An 18,939-nucleotide genomic window follows, 5' to 3' on the forward strand; every position below is an offset into this window, starting at 1 on the left:
ACGGTAGCGAGGAATTGACCACGCTGGGTAGGCATGGCAACTACTCAGCGTGGAAATGGGGAAGATCATGATGACGGCTACGGAACGGCGCGAAGAGGCAGCGGGCAGAGTGCGGGCGGCGGAGGACGCGGTGGCGCGGCTGCGGGCCGGGCTGGCGGGGGTCGGCGTCAAGCTGCCGTCGCTGCGGATCGATCCGGTGTCGTGTGCGGGCAACGAACCGGTCCCGCTGGTCGACCTCGGCCGGTGCACGATCGACACGGCGCTGCGGCTGAGTGCCGAGCTGGAAGAGAAGAAGCGGGAAGCGGCGGCGGCTCATGACAGTTGAAGGACTTGAACCGTGTCTGCCGGAGCCCGGCTCGTTCGCGGTGGACGGCCGCGACGGGCGGGTGGGACGGGTGATGGGACGCGTCGGACCGTATGTACAGCTGCGCCCGCCGGGCGGCGGCGCGGAGTGGGACTGCCCGCCCGAAGCCGTCCGGCCGGCCCCGCCGGGGCTGGTGCTGCGGGCCCGGGTGACCGAGATCAACCGGTCGGGGCGGCTGCCGTGACGGGGACGCGCTGAGGCCGTCGGGCGCTTGCGGCTACTGTGGACAGGGCACACGGTGACAGGGCACACGGTGACAGGGCACACGGTGACAGGGCACACGGTGACAGGGCACACGGTGACAGGGCACACGGTGACAGGGCATGCGGTGACAGGTTCTTGTCCGTACGGCCCGGACCGCGAAGGGGCGCAGGCTCCTGATGCGGACGGTTCGCTCCTACGCCGACCCACGCGTGTGCGGGGAGGCCTCGACTCCGTATGACGAACTCGCCGTCCACCAGGGACGGAACCGCCTTTGTGAACGCCGTCCGACCAGGACCGCGGCATCCCCGGGCGCCAGGAGGCGTACGCCGGTGATCAGCCCGGGAATGGCTGAGATCTTGCGGATCCTGCACCTGCGCGGCACGCCGCTCCTCAGCGGCGACTGCGCGAGGGTGCTCGGTATGGACCATGCGGTGGTGTCCCTCGTGGTCCAGGGCCGGGACACCGAGCAGCTGTGGGCCTCCGGGGGGACGAGCGCCTCATTCGACGACCTGCAATTTACGCTGGGGGAGGGGCCGGGGCCGGACACACTGCGCACGAGAGCGTCGGTCTTGGAGCAGGACGTCACCACGGTGTCCGGCGATCGGTGGCCGGCGCTGCTGCCGGCCATGAGATACCTGCCGATCCGGGCCGTCTTCTGCCTCCCGTTGGCCATGGGCGGCATCACGGTCGGCATCCTCACCGTCCTGCGCTCCGTCCCGGGTCCCATGACGGGGCAGCAGATGGACGACGCTCTGGCCCTTGCCGGGGCGCTCACTCTTCAATTTCTGGGTGGTGAAGGCATGCAACTCGATTCCTGGACGGACGCAGAACCTGGGGGCGAACTGCACAGGGCAGTCGTGCACCAGGCGAGCGGCATGCTCAGCGTTCAGCTCGGTCTGTCACTCGGCCAATCACTTCTGCGCCTGCGCGCCTATGCGTACGGACACAACAGGTCCATCGTGGAAGCGGCGCAGGACATCGTGTCCCGGAGGCTCCGCCTCAACCCCGACAGGCCGGAATCCGGCGTAACCGACGAGACGAGTGGATGAACGGCATGTCCCGCGAACAAGAAGTGTCAACGGTCTTCGTGCAGGTGGCGGATTCCCTGATCGACGACTTCGATCCCGTCGAATTCCTTGAGCAGCTTTGCGGACACTGCGTCACCCTGCTCGATGTCTCGGCGGCCGGGATACTCCTGGCCAATGAGAAGGACACCCTCCAGACCATCGCTGCGTCCGACGAGAACACGCACCTGCTGGAACTCTTCGCCCTGCAGCACGACCAAGGTCCCTGCATCGACTGCTACCGCACCAGCACCGCACGCATCAACATCGATCTCAACAGTTCCGCGGACACCGCTGATTGGCCGGCCTTCGCCGATCACGCCCGGCGTAGCGGCTTTCAGACCAGTCACGTCGTTCCGCTCCGGCTGCGGGACCGTGCCGTGGGCGCGCTGAATCTGTTCCACACCGGCATCCAGCCCTTGACGCCACAGGACGTATCGCTCGCCCAGGCGCTTGCCGATGTCGCGACGATCGCCCTCCTGCAGCAGCGTGACCTCGGGCAGGAACAGACCGAGAAGGCCCAGCTGCAACGTGCCCTGACCACACGCATCCTCATCGAGCAGGTCAAGGGCATTCTCGCCGAACGTTGGAACACCGATCCCGACACCGCGTTCAGCGCCCTGCGCGCCTACGCGCGGGCGCGCAACCTGCGTATCTCCGAATGCGCCCGCCAGATCATCGACCAGACTCTCGATACCCGTCTCATCCCTCATCCCTGACGACTGCGGTGCTCCGCGCTCGGTGCCGAAGCGCGGAGCACCACTGTTGTGGCTGGGCCGCGTTCAGGATTCGGTGAGCATGCCGCGGCGCAGCCTGGACAGGGCCCGGGCAAGGAGCCGGGAGATGTGCATCTGGGAGATGCCCAGGGCGTCACCGATCTGGGCCTGGGTCATGTCCTGGCCGAAGCGCATATCAATGATGCGGCGTTCGCGTAGATCGAGTTCGCCGAGGAGCGGGGCGAGCGCGAGGAGGTTGTCGATGACCTCGATGCGGGGATCAGGCTCGCCCATGTGGTCGGCGTGAGTCCGGGCGTTGCGCACCTCCTCCCCGGCCGATGGACAGACGTCCAGCGAGCCCGCGGTGTAGCCATTTGCGGCGATGATCCCCTCCCTGACGACGTCCTCGGCGACCCCTAGGTGCCCGGCGAGCTCGCCGACCGTCGGATCCCTGCCCAGCGTGAGGCAGAGGTTCTCCTTCGCCTTGGCGAGGTCGACGCGCATCTCCTGCATGCGCCGGGGGACGTGGACTGCCCAGCTGGTGTCGCGGAAGGAGCGTTTGATCTCGCCGATGATGTATGGCACGGCAAAGGAGCTGAACTCGACCCCACGGGAGAGGTCGAAGCGGTCGATGGCCTTGATCAGGCCGATTGTGCCGACCTGGACGATGTCCTCCATGGCCCCGGTACCGCGGTTACGGAAGCGGCTTGCCGCGAACTGGACCAGGGAAATGTTCATCTCGATGAGCGTGTTCCGGGCGTACTGGTACGCGCGGGTGCCCTCGTCGAGGACCTGGATCCGGTCGAAGAACAGCTTCGACAGAGCCCGTGCGTCCCTGGGTGCGACCCTTTTGGCGTCCGCGATCCACGGCAGGCCGCTGCTGTGTTCGGGGGCCGGCGTCTCTGTCCCGTGCCGTACGGACGTACCTGCGTGATGCCTGTGCATGGATGTCGTCACGTCTGCGCCTTTGAGAGAAGACGGGCGGGCTGGAGCCGTAGGTGTCGTCGTCGCCCGACCGGGGCTGCTGACGCAGTGACCTGTGGATCCTCGGCAGTCAGGGGATCGGTGCGGCTCACCCGTGGCCTCGTGTGCTGGGGCGCCTGCCGCTTCGGGGGGCGCGCATCGCGACAGCGATGATCCAGATGGCCAGCGTGGCAACGGCTGCTATCAACAGGGTGTGCATCGTGAAGCCGAACCCGGAGACCACCAGGGTCAGCAGAAAGAGAAGAACCCAGAGCAGCATTGCTGCCTCCACACGGTCGCAGGGACATGTCCTGCGTTCCGCGGGGTCAGGGCGAAGCGAAAATGAAGGCTTTGTCCGGAGGCTCCGGAGCACCACAGCCTTGCGCCGTCGTGCTCAGTCAACGCTTGGCAGAGTTCCCTGTCAATGTGCCGTCGGCGCCGAAGAGTTGTGGGAGCGGGATCCGGACGGCCGTCTCCCTTCTGCTCCTTGCCCTGTTCTGCCGGGCCTGGGCTTCCTCGACTCGTGCCGTGCCGTGACGCGTACTGCCGGACAGCTGAACGGCGGGGGTCGGCCCGTGTCTCCGGGCTGACCCCCGCCTCTGACAGCGGTGCGTGTGACTCAGATGCCGCGGTGCTTGCCGTAGTGGCCGTCGAGCTGCGCGTGGTAGCCCGGGTCTCCCGCATGCTTGTGCCTGTCGAACTCCGGGGAGCCCTTGATCTCGTCCTTGGTCAGGTCCACGAAGATCGTCCGCTCCGCGGTGTCGATCGCCTTGACCGTGCCGGCGGGAATCAGGACGTCCTTGCCGAAGATCCATACGCCGGTGTCGACGACGAGGTAGGCGGAGCCCACTTCGTCGGAGTGCTTGTCGACCTTGCCGATACTTCCGTCAGTTGCCTCGACCGAATATCCGGTCAGATCGGCGCCCGCGGTGTGACCACTTGCAGGCTGGTAACCCCACAGATTGTCGCTCATAATTGGCCCCTTTCTTGACAGTTCATTCGGTACGGTTCCACTCGCCGAGATGATGGTGAGTGCCGCTCAATACATCGACTGCCCGCACTTTTTGGTCTCACACCTGGTGTCTGCGTCTCGGTGTGCGGGAACGCAGAAAAGACTGTGGGTGGTTCCGGGACTCGGAAGTCCCGGAACCACCCACAGCAGTGCTGATGAGGTCTGTTTACCAGCGATACCACCGGCCGCGCTTGCCGCCGCTGGCTGCCGGACGGACGAAGAATCCGATGAGCCATACGACGAGCACGATAACTGCGATCCACCACAGTGCCTTGAGTGCGAATCCGGCACCGAAGAGGATCAGGGCGAGCAGAAGAACGAGTATCAGGGGAACCATTGTTATCAACCTCCGAGGCATCTAGTGCCCCTGAAGCAATTGCCTACACCAGGTCATTGCAAAGTTCTTTCCCCGTGTTCGTAACCCGGGGAGCCGACGCTTCGCGCAAAGCCCTGACGGCTTCCGTCGGGGCCGCCACGGAGGGCAGGGCTCCGGAGGTCGCGTCGAACGCGCGCCGGACGCGACCACGCGCGGGCTCGTCGGTCTCACCCGTTGCGGGGAGCGCTTCCTCCACCGAAGGGCGGCGAGCCGCGACGGGCTGCTCCGGTGGTTGCCGCGGTGCGCGGCCTCGGGGCCAGCGCCGCGCGCAGCGCCGGGACGAGGATGTGGCGGGTCTCGGCCGGGGTGAGGGCGGCGGGGGTGGGGAGGGGGTTGAGGTAGCGGGTGTAGATGAGGCCGCCGAGGATCGTCACCACGGCCGTGGCGCGGGCGGTCGCGTCCCGGCCGCCGAGAAATTCAACAAGCCGGGCCAGCAGCTCGCGTTCCAGGTATTCGCGGATCGCCTCGGCGGCCTCGTCGCCCTGTCCGGTGAGTTGTTGGAAGCCGGCGTCCTCCCACAGGCCCGTTATCGCGTCGATCAGGCGGTCGGGGAGGGTGGCCGGGTCGCCGCCGAGGACGTCGTCCACCGTCAGTGCACTGGCGCACTGGAACTGCATCACGTCCGCGAACAGGCCCTTCTTCGAGCCGAAGTGGTACGCGATCAGCGCCGGGTCGACCCCGGCGTCCCCGGCCACCGCGCGCAGGGTGGTGCGCCGGTAGCCGCGCTCCAGGAACAGCGCACGTGCCGCCGAGACGATCGACTCGCGGGTCGGCGGGTTGCCGCTGGGGCGGCCTCGGGTGCGGGCGGGGGCAGGGGCGGCGTTATTCATCAGCGTTGAGCCTGCGTTTCGTGGTCGGCACAGTCAAGGGCGTTCCGAACCACACGAAGGGATGGCCAGACACCGTGCGTATCGCAGTCTTCGGCGCCAATGGACCGACCGGCCGCCACCTCACCGAACAGGCCCTCGCGACCGGCCACGAGGTCGTCGCCGTGACCCGCCGCCCCGGCTCCCTCCCCGCACGGCCCGGCCTCACCGTGGCCGTCGCCGACGCCACCGACCAAGCCGCCGTCGACGCCGCGATCGGCGGGACGGACGCCGTTCTCTCCGCGCTGGGCGCGCGCTTCAGCAAGGAGACCGTCACCACGTACTCGGCGAGCGCCACCGTCATCACCGGGGCCATGGCCCGCCACGGCATCGAGCGGCTGCTCACCGTCAGCTCCAGCATCGCCGACCCCAACTGGCGTCCCACCGGCGCGCACTTCTTCAACCATGTGCTCGACCCGCTGGTGAACCGACGGCTCGGCCGCACCCTCCACGAGGACATGCGCCGCATGGAGGCCGTGATCCGCCGGACGGATCTCGACTGGACGTTCGTCCGGCCCTCGGGCCTCTTCGAGCACCCCGTCGTCACGGATTACCGCACCGCCGAGACCAGCGCCGACGGCGTCTTCACCGCCCGTGCCGACCTCGCCGCGAGCATGCTGCGCGAGCTGGAGGAGCGGCTGTACGTCCGTACGGCCATGGGCGTCATCACCACGGCGGTGAAGCCGAACATCGCCAAGCTGATCTGGAACGAGGGCGTGAAGAAGAAATGAGCCGCGCGCCCTTCGAACTCCCTCTCACGGCGCGGGCGTTCCTCACTCGTCCCGACACGGCCACCTTCACCACCCTCCGCCCCGACGGCACCCCGCACGTCACCCCCGTCCGCTTCACCCTCGACGCGTCCGACGGCCTGGTCCGGGTGACCACCCGGGCGGGAGCCTGCAAGGCCCGGAACGTGGCGGCGGGGGGCCCGGCGGCCCGTGTCGCGCTCTGCCAGGCGGACGGCTTCCGCTGGGTCACCCTCGAAGGCCGGGCCGCCGTCACCGACGACCCCGAGCGCCTGGCCGAGGCGGTCCGCCGCTACACCGTCCGCTACCGCACGGCCCCGCCCGCCCCCCAGGACCTGGTCGTCGTCGAGATCGCCGTCGACCGCGTCCTGAGCCTCAACCTCTGAATCCGTCTCAACCTCTGAATCCGCCTCAACCTCTGAATCCCCCGTAGCGAAAGCGAAGTGACACCGCGATGCCCACCCTCCCCGTCCTGGAGTCCACCCTCCATTACCGCGAGTCCGGCGACCCCGACGGGCTGCCGTTCGTCTTCCTCCACGGCAACCCCACCTCCTCCCACCTGTGGCGGAACGTCCTGCCGGGTGTGGCCGCGCCCGGCCGCCGCCTTCTGGCCCCCGACCTCATCGGCATGGGCGACTCCGGGAAGCCCGACCTCGCCTACTCCTTCGACGACCACGCCCGCTACCTCGACGCCTGGTTCGACGCCCTCGGCCTCGTCGAGGCCGTCCTCGTCGGCCACGACTGGGGCGGCGCGCTCGCCTTCGACCGCGCCGCTCGCCTTCCTGGCACCGTCCGTGGCCTCGCCTTCACCGAGACGATCATCAAACCGCTGGTCGGCGACGAATTCCCGGCGGCAGGGCGGGAGCTGTTCACCCTCCTGCGTACTCCTGGGGTGGGCGAGGAGATGATCCTGGAGAAGGCGCTGTTCATCGAGGGGCTCCCGGACACGCTCGCCACCCCGCTCGACCCTGCCGACCTGGATGTCTACCGCCGCCCCTTCCCGACCTCGCGCAGCCGCCGCCCGGTGCTGGCGTGGACGCGCATGATGCCGCTGGACGCCGAGCCCGCCGACGTCGTGGCCCGCATCGAGCACTGCGACGCCTGGCTGGCCGCCAGCCCCGAAGTGCCCAAGCTGCTCGCTGCGTTCGAGCCGGGTCCGGGCGCGATGACCGACCAGGGGGCCGTGGCCTGGTGCGAGGAGAACATCGCGGGCCTGGAGGTCTCCCGCCACGGCCTGGCCGGCCACCACTCACCGGAGGACCGCCCCGAGGAATTGGCCGCGGCAATCAGCGCATGGGCCGACCGCCACGGGCTGGCGCGCCGGTAGCTGCCCCGGGGCACGCAACGTCAGCGACGACGAGCCCTGCAGAAGCGGGCGGGTACGACCGCCGGCGCGGCGGGCAGATGCCGAACGGGCACCGCACTGCCTCGGCCCTGAGGTAGTGCGGTGCCCGTTGTTCCGATCAGACGCCCGGTGTTCCGGTGTTCCGGTCGGACGCCCGGTGTTCCGAGGGACCGGTCAGACGCCCGCCGGTTCCTTCGCCGGGGCGCCGGGGGCGGTGCCCGGGTCCGTCGTGGGGCGGCCGCCTGTGGCGGCGACCGTCGACGGGACCGTTTCCTGGGAGACGTTGAACTCCGTCAGCAGGGCCTTGCTGAAGCCGAAGAAGTACGTGGCGACGAATCCGGCGACATAGCCGACCGCCAGGCCGCCCGCGTAGATCGCGAGGGTGGAGCCGAGGCCGTGGTTGCCGTCCAGGAGGGGGAACAGGGCCCAGCCGGACGGGCCGATGGCCGTGGAGCCGACCGAGTCGCCGAGCTGGTTGAACAGGCCCACGAAACCGCCGCCGAAGGCGCCGCCGACACAGGCCGTGATGAACGGGCGGCCGAGGGGGAGCGAGACGCCGTAGATCAGGGGTTCGCCGACGCCCAGGAGGCCTGCGGGGAGGGCGGACTTGATGGTCCGGCGGATCGACTCGTTACGGGGCAGGCGCAGGTAGACAGCAGCCGCCGCGCCGACCTGGCCCGCGCCGGCCATGGCGAGGATCGGGAGCAGGACCGTGTAGCCCTGCTGCTCGATGAGCGTGGTGTGGATCGGGATCAGGGCCTGGTGCAGGCCCAGCATCACCAGCGGGAGGAAGAAGCCGCCGAGCAGGAAGCCCGCGCCCGCGCCGCCCGTGGAGAGCAGCCAGTCGGCGAACGTACCGATGGCGGTGGAGACCTCGCCGGCCACGTACATCAGGCCGAAGATCGTGACCAGGCCCGAGATCAGGACCGTCAGGGTCGGGGTGACCAGGACGTCCAGGGCCTCGGGCACCCAGCGGCGGCACCACTTCTCCACGTACACCGCGAGGACCGCGGCACCGAGTGCGCCGAGGACACCGCCCTGGCCGGGGGAGAGGGTCTGGCCGAAGGCGTCGATGTTCGCGACGCCCGGGAAGACGATGATCGCCGCGACCGCACCGCCCAGGATCGGTGTACCGCCGAACTCCTTCGCCGTGTTGTAGCCGACGAAGACCGCGATCAGGGCCATGAAGCCGGAGGCCATCGCGGCCAGAGCGGGGGTGACCGAGGTCAGCCAGCCGAGGTTCACCAGCAGGCCGTTGAGACCGGCGATGATGCCGCAGCCGATGAGGGCCGGGATCAGCGGGACGAAGATGTTCGCGATCTTGCGCAGGAACAGCTTGAACGGGGTGGCGTTCTTCGTCTTCTGCTGCGCCTTGATGGCCGCGCCCTGCGCTGCCAGCTCTTCGGACGCGTGGACGACGGGGGCCGCGGAAGCGCGCACCTCTTCGACCAGCTGCTCGAATTCCGGGGTGACCCGGGCGACTGTGCCCGGACCGAGGACGATCTGGTACGTGTCGTCGTCGACCACGCCCATGACGGCCGGGAGGGCCTTGAGAGCGTCGTCGTCGACGAGCGAACGGTCGTGCAGGCCCAGCCGGAGCCGGGTCATGCAGTGGGCGATCGAGCTGACGTTCGCTGCGCCACCGACGAGCGGAAGGATCGCGGCGGCGGTGGCGCGGTTCTTGTCTTCAGTAGCCATGGTGCGTGGTGCCTTGCTGTGCGGGGGTGCGGGAGTGGTGCAGCGGGGGTCAGGTGGTGCGTACGGCCGCGAGGGCGGCGCGGAGGTGGCCGTGGGAGTCGGCCAGGAGCGTGGCGGCGGTGGGGCCGTCGACCTCGCCCAGGATGGCGAGGATGGCGTTCTTGACCTCGCCGTCGGTGGCGGCGAGTGCCGCTTCGATCTCCTGGTCGGAGGCGCCGGTGGCGAGGGAGACGATCCGGCGGGAGCGGGCGCGCAGCTTCTCGTTGGAAGCGCGCACGTCGACCATCAGATTCCCGTACGTCTTGCCGAGCCGGATCATCGTGATCGTCGAGAGCATGTTGAGGACGAGCTTCTGGGCCGTGCCCGCCTTCAGGCGTGTGGAGCCGGTGAGCAGCTCGGGGCCGACCACGATCTCCAGGCCGTGCTCGGCGGCTGCGGCGAGCACGGAGTCCGCGTTGCAGGAGAGGCCGAGGGTGAGTGCGCCCTTGGCGCGGGCGTGTTCGACGGCCCCGATCGCGTACGGCGTACGACCGGAGGCGGAGATGCCGACCACCGTGTCGTCGGCGGTGAGGCCCAGCCCGTCCAGGTCGGCGGCGGCCAGCTCCTTGCTGTCCTCCGCGCCTTCGACGGCCTTGACCATGGCGGAGGGACCGCCCGCGATCAGGCCGATGACCTCGGACGGGTCGGTGTTGAAGGTGGGCGGGCACTCGCTGGCGTCGAGGACGCCGAGGCGGCCCGCGGTGCCGGCGCCCGCGTAGATCAGCCGGCCGCCGCGCGCCATGCGCTCGGCAGTGGCGTCGATCGCGGCGGAGATCTGCGGCAGCTTGTCGGCGACGGCTGCCGGGACGGTGCCGTCCTCGCCGTTCATGATCCGGGCTATGTCCTGCGTGGGGAGCTGGTCGATGTCGGCGAGCTCGGGGCGGAACGCCTCGGTGGTGAGCGTGGCGAGCTGGGCGCGCAGCTCGCCGTAACTGCCCGAGGCGGAGTCGGCGGTCGTGGCGTCGGTGTCGGCGGTGGAGGTCATGGACAGCGGCTCTGCTTTCTCGTTCTTGTGCGGTTCAGCGGGTGCGAGGAGTACGGCGGTGGGCGAGCGCCTCGTACGACGCCGCCAGTGCCGGGGCGGCCGTTTCGTACGTGCGCTGGGCGACGCCTATGAAGAGGCAGTCGACGACGAGGAGCTGGCTCGTACGGCTCGACATGGCGGCGGGCCGCAGCTCGCTCTCGCGGGCGGTGGACGTGGTCAGGATGTGGTCGGCGTACTGCGAGACAGGTCCGTCCGGGCGGCCGGTGATCGCGATGGTCGTCGCGCCGCGGTCGAAGGCGACCCGGAGCGGCTCTATGGCGTCACTGGTGGAGCCGGAGTGCGTGATCGCGATGGCCACGTCGCCGGAGCGGAGCTGCACGGCGTTGGTCACGGCGAGGTGCGGGTCCATGTGGGCGTGGGCGATCAGCCCGATACGCAGCAGCTTCTGTGCCAGGTCCTGGCCGACGAGGGAGGAGGCGCCGACGCCGTAGATGTCGATACGGCGGGCGGTCGCGGCCGCGGCGACGGCGGCGCCGAGCTGGACGGTGTCCAGACCGGCGGCGGTGTCGGCGAGGGTCTGCTGCTCGTCGTAGGCGAGCTTGGTGACGACGTCGGCGATGGGGTCGTCGACCGCGATGTCGGCGGTGACGGCCGGTGCGCGGCCGGACTGCTGATGGGCGGCGAGGCCTGCGAGTGCCAGGCGCAGGTCCCGGTAGCCGGGGTAGCCGAGGAGGCGGGCGGTGCGGACCACGGTGGCCTCGCTGGTCCCGGTGAGTTCGGCGAGACCGGTGACGGTGAGGGCGGCGCACCCGGCAGGGTCCCCCGCGACGGCTTCGGCGACCCGCTGCATGGAGCGGGTCATGGACGGGGCGAGGGTCCGCACCTTGGCTGCGAGGGCCGCCGGGGCGGGCGGCGAATCAGCGCTGAAACTTTCCTTCACGTCATTGGTCACATTTGAAAGATATTTTCAAGACGCAACCCCGTCAACCCCCCTTTGGTCCCTACCTCTGAAGGATCAAGCCCGGTGTCCGTACGGCGGGGGAGACAATGGGGCCATGGAGTTGAACAACCTGGAGCAGGAGCTGCACACCGCCCGTGCGCTGGTGATGGCCGACCTCGTCGCGGGCGACGTCGCCGAGGCCGAGATCGTCTCGCTGGTCGAGGACGCGGTGACCCACCGGCGGTGGTGGGTCGAGCAGTGGCCCGAGGGCATGACCTTCGTCACCGGCCTGATAGCGCAGGACGTCCAGGACGCTCTGCTAGAGCGCTACGGCCGCTGGCCGTTGTGCCCGGTGTGTACCGAGGACGGGCCGCACGCGCTGGAGGTCGAGCCGGAGCTCGGCCCCGACCCGCACTGGGTCTGCACGAAGGTGACGGTGTCCGTGGCGCCCGTCGGGGCGCTCGGCGGGGTGCTGCGCCGGTGACCGTCTACATCGACCCGCCCACCTGGCCGGGGCACGGACGCCTGTGGTCGCACCTCGTCAGCGATGTGTCGTTCGAGGAGCTGCACGCCTTCGCCACCGCGATCGGCTGCCCGCCGCGTGCGTTCGAACGCGACCACTACGACATACCCGAGAACCGCTACGCGGACGCGGTGGACGCCGGGGCGAAGGAGGTCGGCTCGAAGGAGATCGTGCGCCGGATCACGGCCGCGGGACTGCGGCGGCCGAAGGGGCGGCCTGCGCCATCCGCTCCGCGGTGACGGGTACGGGCGCGGTCGCGACTGCCCGTGCACTCGCGGCCTTCGCGCCCGCGATCCGCCGGGACGGCCTACCGCTGCCGCCGAGCCGCATCGAGACCACCACGGCCGCCAGGCCGAGCACCAGCATGGCGGCACCCGCCCAGGCCGTCGCCCGGAAACCGAAGTCCGCGTCGATCACCGCACCGCCCAGCCACGGGCCGCTCGTGTTGCCCAGGTTGAACGCGGCCGTCGTCGTCGCACCGGCCAGCGTGGGGGCCACGCCCGCGAGGTTGAACATCCGGGCGTTGAGCGCCGGGGCCGTGAAGAACGCGGACAGCCCCAGCAGGAACGCCAGAACGACCACCGCGACCGGGCTGGAAGCGAACAGGGCCAGCGCCACCAGGAAGACCGTCGACGCGCTGATGCCGCTCAGCAGCACACCGAAGAGGTGCGCGTCGGCGACCCGGCCGCCGATCGTCGTACCGATCAGCGCGCCGAGACCGAACAGTGCGAGAACCCACGGCACCCAGCCCGAGCTCAGCCCCGCGACATCCGTCAGCAGCGGCGCGAGGTAGCTGAACGCGCAGAAGACACCGCCCGCCGCGAGCGCCGTGATCACGATCGACAGCCACACCTGGCGGTCCTTGTAGATCGCGACTTCCCGCTTGAGCTGCGGCTTCCTGTCCGGCAGCGGAATGGGCGGGATCCGGGTGACGACGCCGGCCAGGGCCACGGCGGATGCCGCTCCCACCGCCCAGAACGCCGAACGCCAGCCGAAGTGCTCTCCGAGGAACGCACCCAGCGGCACACCCAGCACGTTTGCGATCGACAGCCCGCCGATCATCACGGCCATCGCCCGGGCCCGTGAGTTCGCCGGCACCATCGCGATGGCGACCGCTGCCCCGACCGCCCAGAAGCCCGCGCATGCGAGGGCGCTCACCACCCGGGAGACGAAGAGCACCTCGTACGTCGGAGCCAGCGCTCCGGCGATCTGGCCCAGGCCGAAGACCGAGATGAGGGCGATGAGCGTCGTGCGGCGTGGCAGCTTGAGCGTGGACACGGCCAGCAGCGGGGCGCCGATCACCATGCCGATCGCGAACGCGGATATGAGGAGTCCGGCCTGCGGAATCGACACGCCCATGTCGTCGGCGATGGGTGGCAGCAGCCCGGACAGCATGAACTCGCTGGTACCGAGAGCGAAGACCGAGAGGCCGAGGATGTATACGGCCAGTGGCATACGGGGACGGATGGAAGCAGAGTCGGGCATGACACTCACCAACAGTGCCCCCGACCTCGGCATTCCCGCGTCTCAGCGGGTGAGCAGCTCCAGCTCCGTCGTCAGGTTCTGCCGCGCCCGAGGCTCCCATGCGGCGAATCCGTGGGGCGTACGGAACAGCCGGGGCAGGTCCAGCAGCTGCCGCAGGACGGCGGCACGCCCGTCACGGAACGCGTCGTCCGGCACGAAGCCGTACTCCTCGCGCACCTGCGCCGCGTACGCCCCGTACTCCTTCGGGTCCGCCGCCAGGATCGCCAGGTCCGCGTCGCACAGCACCTCGCCGTTGGTGTCGTCGTCCGCCGGGTCGTGGGTGACGGTCAGCCGGACCAGCCGGGCGACCTCGGCCGTCGCCGTGGCCGGGACACCGGCCTCCGGCAGGGCCCGCTCGGCGAGGGCGGCGCTGCGCTCCTCGTTCTCGGTGCGGTCGGGGCGGTAGACGGCGTCGTGGAACCAGACGGCGAGGCGTACGAGGTCCGGGTCGGAGGCATGGCCGGCGAGGGTGTCGACGCGGTCCAGGACCTGGGTCAGATGGACGGTGGTGTGGTAGCGCCGCTGCGGTTCGGCCCAGCGGGCCAGGAGGTTGTCGGCGTACGCCAGCGGGTCGGGGCCCCGGGCTCCGCAGCGGGCGGCGACGAGGGCGTCCTGCCAGCGGGTGCGGAGGGTGTCGGCGGTGTCGGTCATAGGGCGACTGTAGGGTTTTTCGTCCGGATCAGGCCCCGCGAGCCCGGCATGATCCGAACGAGACGCCCTACGGCTGCCGGATCTTGTCGGTTCGTCGAACTGTCGTTAGCGTGCGGCCGTGAAGCAACCGGTGGACCCCACGCACATCCTGATGGATCTCAACGCGGACCTCGGCGAGGGGTTCGGGCGCTGGACCCTCACCGAGGACGAGGCGCTGCTGACCTGCGTCACCAGCGCCAATGTGGCCTGCGGCTTCCACGCGGGCGACGCCTCGGTGATGCGGCGGGTCTGCGACACGGCGGCGGCCCGGGGGGTACGGATCGGGGCGCAGGTCTCCTACCGCGACCTGGCCGGATTCGGGCGCCGGGCCATGGACGTCCCGTCCGCCGAACTCACCGCCGAGATCGCGTACCAGATAGGCGCGCTCCGGGTCTTCGCCGAGGCGGCGGGCTCCACGGTCTCGTACGTCAAACCGCACGGCGCTCTCTACAACCGCACCGTCCGTGACGACGAGCAGGCCGCCGCCGTCATCGAGGGCGTGCTGCTCGCGGGCGGCCGTCCGGCAGTCCTGGGGCTGCCCGGGTCGCGCCTGCTCGACCGTGCGGAGGCGGCCGGCCTGACGGCCGTCGAGGAGGCCTTCGCCGACCGCGCGTACACGCCGCAGGGCACGCTCGTACCGCGCGGCGAGGAGGGTGCGGTGCTGCACGACGCGGACGACGTCGTGCGCCGCAGTGTCGGCATGGCCGTGGAGCGGGCCGTGACCGCCGCGGACGGCAGCCGCATACCGGTCGGCGCGCGCTCACTGTGCGTCCACGGGGACACCCCCGGGGCAGCTGCGCTGGCCCGACGGATCCGGGCAGCACTGGAGGACGCGGGCGTGTCCGTGCAGGCGTTCGTATGAGTGCGATACGGGTGCTTCCCGCGGGCCCCGGGGCCCTGCTGGTGGAGCTCCCCTCCGGTCAGGACGCGGAGGCCTTCCACGCGGAGCTGCTGCGCCGCCGTGCGAACGGTGACCTGCCCGCCGTACGCGAGATCGTCCCGGGTGCCCGGACGGTACTGCTGGACGGGGTGGAGGACCGCTCGCTGGCGCGGCAGCTGGTGTCCTGGGAGATACCGCCGTTGCACCGGGGCGCCGGAGAGGCCGTCGAGATCCCCGTCGTCTACGACGGCCCGGACCTCGCGGACGTGGCCGAGGCGTGGGGCGTCGCCGTCGCCGACGTGCCGCGCATCCATGCCCGCACGGACTTCCGGGTGGCCTTCTGCGGATTCGCGCCCGGGTTCGGGTACCTCACGGGGCTGCCCGGCCATCTGCGTGTACCGCGCCGCGCCACTCCGCGCACCCGGGTGCCCGCCGGTGCGCTGGCCCTCGCGGGGCCGTACACGGGGGTGTATCCGCGATCCTCGCCCGGCGGCTGGCAGCTCATCGGCCGGATGCCGGAACCGGGCGCACTGTGGGACCCGGGACGCGAACCGGCGGCGCTGCTCGGCCCGGGGTCCCGGGTGCGCTTCGTGGCGGCAGGGGTACGCGGATGAGCCCGGGGCTCCACGTGGTCCGGGCCGGGGCGCTGACCACGGTGCAGGACGAGGGGCGGACCGGCTGGGCCCACCTCGGGGTGCCCCGGGCCGGGGCACTGGACGGGCCCGCCCGGCGGCTGACCAACCGGCTCGTCGGCAACGCCCCGGACGCTGCGGTCCTGGAGACCACCCTGACAGGCTGCGCGGTCCGCCTGTCCGGCGCCCGGTCCGTGGCCGCCGTCGTCGGTGGCGCGGGCTGCCGGGTGACGGTCGACGGGCGGCCGGTGGCGTGGGGTGCGCCCGTGCGCGTACCGGACGGGGCCGTGCTGGAGGCCGGGCCCGCGGTGCACGGCCTGCGCAGCTATCTGGCGTTCGGCGGCGGCCTGGTGCCCGAACCCGTGCTCGGCAGCCGGTCCGCCGACCTGCTCTCGGGGCTCGGCCCGCCGGTCCTGCGCGACGGTGACGTACTGCCCCTGGGCCATGGACACGGCTGCCCGCCCGCCGACGCGGTGCCCTGGCCGGGTGCCCCCGCCGAGCTGGTCCTGCCGCTGTACCTCGGCCCCCGCCACGCGTGGTTCACCCGGGCCGCGCTCCGTACGCTGACCACCGCCGCGTACCGGGTCTCGGCGCAGAGCAACCGCATCGGGCTGCGTACGGAGGGGCCCGCCCTGGAACGCGTCCGGGAGGGCGAACTGCCGAGCGAGGGCATGGTGCTGGGCGCCGTCCAGGTGCCGCCGGACGGGCGGCCCGTGGTGTTCCTCAACGATCATCCGACGACGGGGGGCTACCCGGTCATCGGCGTGGTCGCCGAGCCGGCCCTGGCGGGGGCCGCGCAGGCGGCTCCGGGGACGCGGGTGCGGTTCGTGCGGGCGTAGCCCGGGGTGCCGTGGACCGGAGCCGCCATACGTTACCGAAGCGTAACTTACTGATGAGTTACCTCGGGTAACGGCTCGGTGTTAGCTTGCGCTCACCTTCATCGGAGCAGAGCGAGGGAGTGAGCCGTGAATCCCCGCAGGACAACCCGTTCCAGCTCGACCGCGAAAGCCCCCCACCGTCATCCCCGTCACCCCCACAACCCGGCAGGACGCGGCACAGGACGGCTGCTGGCTGCCGTGGTGGCCGCCACCGCGTGTCTGGGTGTCTACGCCGTACCCGCCCACGCCGCACCCGCCGCCACCGGCACGGAGCCGGTGGTGTCCCGGGGCGTGACCATCCCCGCCTTCTACAACCCGCCCGCACGGCTGCCCGCCGCCGACGGAGCCCTCGTCCGCACGGAACCGCTGACGCTCGGTCTGAGGCTGCCCGGTCTGGACGGCCGCCCGATCCCGGGCACGGCGACGCGGCTGATGTACAAGTCCACCGATGCGGGCGGACTGCCCGTCGCGGTCACCGGCGCCTATGTCGAGCCCTCGGCGGCCTGGAAGGGCGGCGGACCCCGCCCGCTGGTCGCGCTGGCCTCGGGCACCATGGGCCAGGGCGACCAGTGCGCGCCCTCGCTGGCGCTGGAGCACCCGCTGACCATCGGGAACAAAACCCTGTCCGTCGGCTACGACAACCTGGCGGTCTACCGCTTCCTGGCCGCCGGCGCGGCCGTCGTCGTCACCGACTACGCGGGCCTCGGCTCCACCGACCGGCTCCACACCTACGTCAACCGCGTCGACGAGGGCCACGCGCTGCTGGACGCGGCCCGTGCGGCGCACCGCGTCGCCGGGGCGTCGATCACCGAGGGCTCGCGCGTGGGCCTCTACGGCTACAGCCAGGGCGGCGGTGCGAGCGCCGCGGCAGCCGAGCTGCAGCCCTCGTACGCGCCGGACGTCAACCTGGCAGGCACCTACGCCGGCGCGCCGCCCGCCGACCTGACCGAGGTCATGAAGGGCATCGACGGCAGTGCCCTCGCCGGTGCGCTGGGGTGGTCGATCAACGGCTTCGCCCAGACCGACCCGTCCCTGCGGGCCGTCGTCGACGCCCACATCAACGCCACGGGCAAGGCCGCACTCGCCGACACCTCCACCATGTGCGTCGGCGACGCGATCCTCGGATACGGCTTCACGAACAGCAAGAAGTGGACCGCCGACGGCAAGCCCATCGCCGACATCATCGCGGCCGAGCCGAAGCTGCAGGCCGTTCTCGCCGCGCAGCGCATCGGCAGGCTGAAGCCGGCCGCTCCGGTGCGCCTGGCGACCGGCATCCAGGACGACATCGTCGGCCACAAGCAGGCCCGGCAGCTGGCGGTGGACTGGTGCCGCAAGGGCGCCGACGTCACCTACAAGGCCGTGATCCTGCCCAACCTCGGCGACAAACTCCTCACCAACCACCTCGCCCCGCTCCTCACCGACCAGGGCAGCGCCGTGTCCTGGCTGACGGACCGTCTTTCGGGCAAGCCCGTCACCTCCAACTGCTGGACGATGCCCGTCCAGCCCTGACGGAGCCGCCTGCCCGGCGAGGCTGTCGGCACGTCCGCTCCGCGGATGTGCCGACAGCCTCGCGTCTCTTCACGCCGTGCGTTCGGAGCTCATGCGTTCACCGGGGAGCTGCGACTTCGGGTGGCTGACCCGTAGGCTGGTCATTGGACTAGACCTGCAGCCGCTCCGAAGGAATGGAACCCCATGAGCAACCGTGCAGTCCTGGAGGTGATCGCTCTCGACGCGGAGGACGCGGTCGCGGCTCAGGCGGGTGGTGCGGACCGCCTCGAGGTGGTCACCGACATGAGTGCGGACGGCCTGACACCCTCCCCGAAGACCGTCGCGGAGATCCGGTCCGCCGTGGACATCCCGCTGCGCGTGATGCTCCGGGTCACGGACGGGTTCGCGGTCGGCGACATCGACGTGCTCGTGGAGAGGGCGCACGAGATGCGGGCCGAAGGAGCCGAGGAATTCGTGCTCGGTTTCCTCGACCGGGACGGCCACGTCGACCTGGTCGCCGTCGAGCGCCTCGTCGCCGAGCTGAACGGCTGCCGCTGGACCTTCCACCGCGCGATCGACCGCGCCGTGGACCGGGACGCCCTGCGCAAACACCTCGCGGAGCTGCCCGGTCTGGACACGTACCTCACGGCGGGCTCGGCGGACGGCGTCGACAAAGGCATCGAGACACTGCTGGACGAGGCGGCACGCGCGGCCTCGGGACAGCCCGGCTACGAACCGCAGATCCTGGTGGGCGGCGGACTGCGCCTGGACCACCTGCCGCGCCTGCTCGCCGCGGGCATCGACGGCTTCCACATCGGCGGAACGGCACGGCCGGGCGGCTGGTCGGGACCGGTGGACGCGGCGGCCGTCCGGGAGTGGCGCACGGTGCTCGACAGCTGAGGTGCGGGCGCCCGACGTCCTGACCCGTGAACTCCGACAAGCGCCGGGCGCGTCACCCGTTCCCCCACCCCGGAGTGCCGTGGCGCCGGAACGGAACTTGAATGCT

24 protein-coding genes are annotated in these 18,939 nt (G+C 70.7%); 14 read left to right on the forward strand and 10 right to left on the reverse strand.

Going from position 1 to position 18,939, the window contains the following annotated elements; all coding sequences use genetic code 11:
* The first annotated feature begins 67 nt into the window (after positions 1-67).
* The 4 genes from ACFWBQ_RS18440 to ACFWBQ_RS18455 all read left to right on the forward strand — a co-directional run bounded on the left by ACFWBQ_RS18440 (position 68) and on the right by ACFWBQ_RS18455 (position 2,351).
* Entirely contained in the window at positions 68-325 is a 258-nt protein-coding gene (locus tag ACFWBQ_RS18440; RefSeq protein ID WP_385489692.1) for a hypothetical protein, read from the forward strand.
* The gene (locus ACFWBQ_RS18445; protein ID WP_385489694.1) at positions 315-548 is read left to right on the forward strand and encodes a hypothetical protein; all 234 of its coding nucleotides are present in this window, start codon (positions 315-317) and stop codon (positions 546-548) included. The genes ACFWBQ_RS18440 and ACFWBQ_RS18445 overlap by 11 nt, the downstream gene beginning before the upstream one ends.
* Before the next feature lie 364 nt (positions 549-912).
* The gene (locus ACFWBQ_RS18450) at positions 913-1,617 is read left to right on the forward strand and encodes an ANTAR domain-containing protein (protein WP_385489697.1); all 705 of its coding nucleotides are present in this window, start codon (positions 913-915) and stop codon (positions 1,615-1,617) included.
* Positions 1,618-1,622: 5 nt separating this feature from the next.
* A complete protein-coding gene (locus ACFWBQ_RS18455) occupies positions 1,623-2,351 on the forward strand; it encodes an ANTAR domain-containing protein (RefSeq protein WP_385489699.1) in 729 nt (242 codons plus the stop codon).
* Between the two features lie 63 nt (positions 2,352-2,414).
* Here the strand turns inward: ACFWBQ_RS18455 and ACFWBQ_RS18460 are convergent, their stop codons facing one another.
* From ACFWBQ_RS18460 to ACFWBQ_RS18480, 5 genes are all read right to left on the reverse strand, one after another.
* Positions 2,415-3,293 carry a SigB/SigF/SigG family RNA polymerase sigma factor gene (locus ACFWBQ_RS18460; RefSeq protein ID WP_385489909.1) on the reverse strand — a complete coding sequence of 293 codons (879 nt, stop codon included), beginning with the start codon at positions 3,291-3,293 and terminating at the stop codon, positions 2,415-2,417.
* Between the two features lie 127 nt (positions 3,294-3,420).
* Positions 3,421-3,591, reverse strand: a complete 171-nt coding sequence (locus ACFWBQ_RS18465) for a hydrophobic protein (protein WP_385489702.1) — start codon at positions 3,589-3,591, stop codon at positions 3,421-3,423.
* 339 nt (positions 3,592-3,930) lie between these two features.
* Entirely contained in the window at positions 3,931-4,284 is a 354-nt protein-coding gene (locus ACFWBQ_RS18470) for a PRC-barrel domain-containing protein (protein WP_385489704.1), read from the reverse strand.
* 205 nt (positions 4,285-4,489) lie between these two features.
* Positions 4,490-4,660 (reverse strand): hydrophobic protein, encoded by a 171-nt coding sequence (locus ACFWBQ_RS18475; protein WP_385489706.1) that lies wholly within the window; start codon positions 4,658-4,660, stop codon positions 4,490-4,492.
* A gap of 206 nt (positions 4,661-4,866) precedes the next feature.
* The gene (locus ACFWBQ_RS18480; protein ID WP_385489708.1) at positions 4,867-5,529 is read right to left on the reverse strand and encodes a TetR/AcrR family transcriptional regulator; all 663 of its coding nucleotides are present in this window, start codon (positions 5,527-5,529) and stop codon (positions 4,867-4,869) included.
* A gap of 74 nt (positions 5,530-5,603) precedes the next feature.
* Between ACFWBQ_RS18480 and ACFWBQ_RS18485 the strand changes: the two genes are divergently transcribed.
* From ACFWBQ_RS18485 to ACFWBQ_RS18495, 3 genes are all read left to right on the forward strand, one after another.
* Positions 5,604-6,296, forward strand: coding sequence for an NAD(P)-dependent oxidoreductase (locus ACFWBQ_RS18485; RefSeq protein WP_385489710.1), 693 nt, complete (start codon positions 5,604-5,606; stop codon positions 6,294-6,296).
* Positions 6,293-6,697: a pyridoxamine 5'-phosphate oxidase family protein gene (locus tag ACFWBQ_RS18490; RefSeq protein WP_385489712.1), complete on the forward strand. Its 405-nt coding sequence runs from the start codon at positions 6,293-6,295 to the stop codon at positions 6,695-6,697. The genes ACFWBQ_RS18485 and ACFWBQ_RS18490 overlap by 4 nt, the downstream gene beginning before the upstream one ends.
* A gap of 68 nt (positions 6,698-6,765) precedes the next feature.
* Entirely contained in the window at positions 6,766-7,638 is an 873-nt protein-coding gene (locus tag ACFWBQ_RS18495) for a haloalkane dehalogenase (RefSeq protein WP_385489714.1), read from the forward strand.
* Between the two features lie 192 nt (positions 7,639-7,830).
* Here ACFWBQ_RS18495 and ACFWBQ_RS18500 read toward each other — a convergent pair whose 3' ends face one another.
* Genes ACFWBQ_RS18500 through ACFWBQ_RS18510 form a run of 3 tightly spaced genes read right to left on the reverse strand, consistent with a single transcriptional unit; the run spans position 7,831 to position 11,330 of the window.
* Positions 7,831-9,354: a PTS transporter subunit EIIC gene (locus tag ACFWBQ_RS18500; RefSeq protein ID WP_385489716.1), complete on the reverse strand. Its 1,524-nt coding sequence runs from the start codon at positions 9,352-9,354 to the stop codon at positions 7,831-7,833.
* A gap of 49 nt (positions 9,355-9,403) precedes the next feature.
* Positions 9,404-10,378 (reverse strand): N-acetylmuramic acid 6-phosphate etherase, encoded by a 975-nt coding sequence (gene murQ / locus ACFWBQ_RS18505; protein ID WP_385489718.1) that lies wholly within the window; start codon positions 10,376-10,378, stop codon positions 9,404-9,406.
* Positions 10,379-10,412: 34 nt separating this feature from the next.
* Positions 10,413-11,330, reverse strand: a complete 918-nt coding sequence (locus ACFWBQ_RS18510) for a MurR/RpiR family transcriptional regulator (protein ID WP_385489721.1) — start codon at positions 11,328-11,330, stop codon at positions 10,413-10,415.
* Positions 11,331-11,433: 103 nt separating this feature from the next.
* On the opposite strand from ACFWBQ_RS18510, the gene ACFWBQ_RS18515 reads away from it, so the two are divergent.
* Positions 11,434-11,802 carry a hypothetical protein gene (locus ACFWBQ_RS18515; protein ID WP_385489724.1) on the forward strand — a complete coding sequence of 123 codons (369 nt, stop codon included), beginning with the start codon at positions 11,434-11,436 and terminating at the stop codon, positions 11,800-11,802.
* On the forward strand, positions 11,799-12,080 hold the full coding sequence (locus ACFWBQ_RS18520) for a DUF4031 domain-containing protein (RefSeq protein WP_385489727.1): 282 nt from the start codon (positions 11,799-11,801) through the stop codon (positions 12,078-12,080). Before ACFWBQ_RS18515 ends, ACFWBQ_RS18520 begins: the two co-directional genes overlap by 4 nt.
* Here ACFWBQ_RS18520 and ACFWBQ_RS18525 read toward each other — a convergent pair.
* Positions 12,022-13,296, reverse strand: a complete 1,275-nt coding sequence (locus ACFWBQ_RS18525; protein WP_385489729.1) for a Cmx/CmrA family chloramphenicol efflux MFS transporter — start codon at positions 13,294-13,296, stop codon at positions 12,022-12,024. The two genes, ACFWBQ_RS18520 and ACFWBQ_RS18525, sit on opposite strands and share 59 nt — an antisense overlap.
* Positions 13,297-13,368: 72 nt before the next feature.
* The gene (locus ACFWBQ_RS18530; protein WP_385489732.1) at positions 13,369-14,016 is read right to left on the reverse strand and encodes a hypothetical protein; all 648 of its coding nucleotides are present in this window, start codon (positions 14,014-14,016) and stop codon (positions 13,369-13,371) included.
* Between the two features lie 151 nt (positions 14,017-14,167).
* On the opposite strand from ACFWBQ_RS18530, the gene ACFWBQ_RS18535 reads away from it, so the two are divergent.
* The 5 genes from ACFWBQ_RS18535 (at position 14,168) to ACFWBQ_RS18555 (ending at position 18,833) form a co-directional block, all read left to right on the forward strand.
* Positions 14,168-14,917 carry a LamB/YcsF family protein gene (locus ACFWBQ_RS18535; protein ID WP_385489911.1) on the forward strand — a complete coding sequence of 250 codons (750 nt, stop codon included), beginning with the start codon at positions 14,168-14,170 and terminating at the stop codon, positions 14,915-14,917.
* Positions 14,914-15,549, forward strand: a complete 636-nt coding sequence (locus ACFWBQ_RS18540; protein ID WP_385489735.1) for an allophanate hydrolase subunit 1 — start codon at positions 14,914-14,916, stop codon at positions 15,547-15,549. The genes ACFWBQ_RS18535 and ACFWBQ_RS18540 overlap by 4 nt, the downstream gene beginning before the upstream one ends.
* Positions 15,546-16,406, forward strand: a complete 861-nt coding sequence (locus ACFWBQ_RS18545) for a biotin-dependent carboxyltransferase family protein (RefSeq protein ID WP_385489738.1) — start codon at positions 15,546-15,548, stop codon at positions 16,404-16,406. Before ACFWBQ_RS18540 ends, ACFWBQ_RS18545 begins: the two co-directional genes overlap by 4 nt.
* 126 nt (positions 16,407-16,532) lie before the next feature.
* Complete coding sequence (locus tag ACFWBQ_RS18550; protein ID WP_385489741.1) at positions 16,533-17,954, forward strand: lipase family protein; 1,422 nt, start codon at positions 16,533-16,535, stop codon at positions 17,952-17,954.
* A gap of 183 nt (positions 17,955-18,137) precedes the next feature.
* Positions 18,138-18,833, forward strand: coding sequence for a copper homeostasis protein CutC (locus ACFWBQ_RS18555; protein WP_385489744.1), 696 nt, complete (start codon positions 18,138-18,140; stop codon positions 18,831-18,833).
* Positions 18,834-18,939 lie beyond the last annotated feature (106 nt).

The sequence above is a fragment of the Streptomyces sp. NPDC060035 genome (assembly GCF_042736635.1).
Lineage (GTDB): Bacteria > Actinomycetota > Actinomycetes > Streptomycetales > Streptomycetaceae > Streptomyces.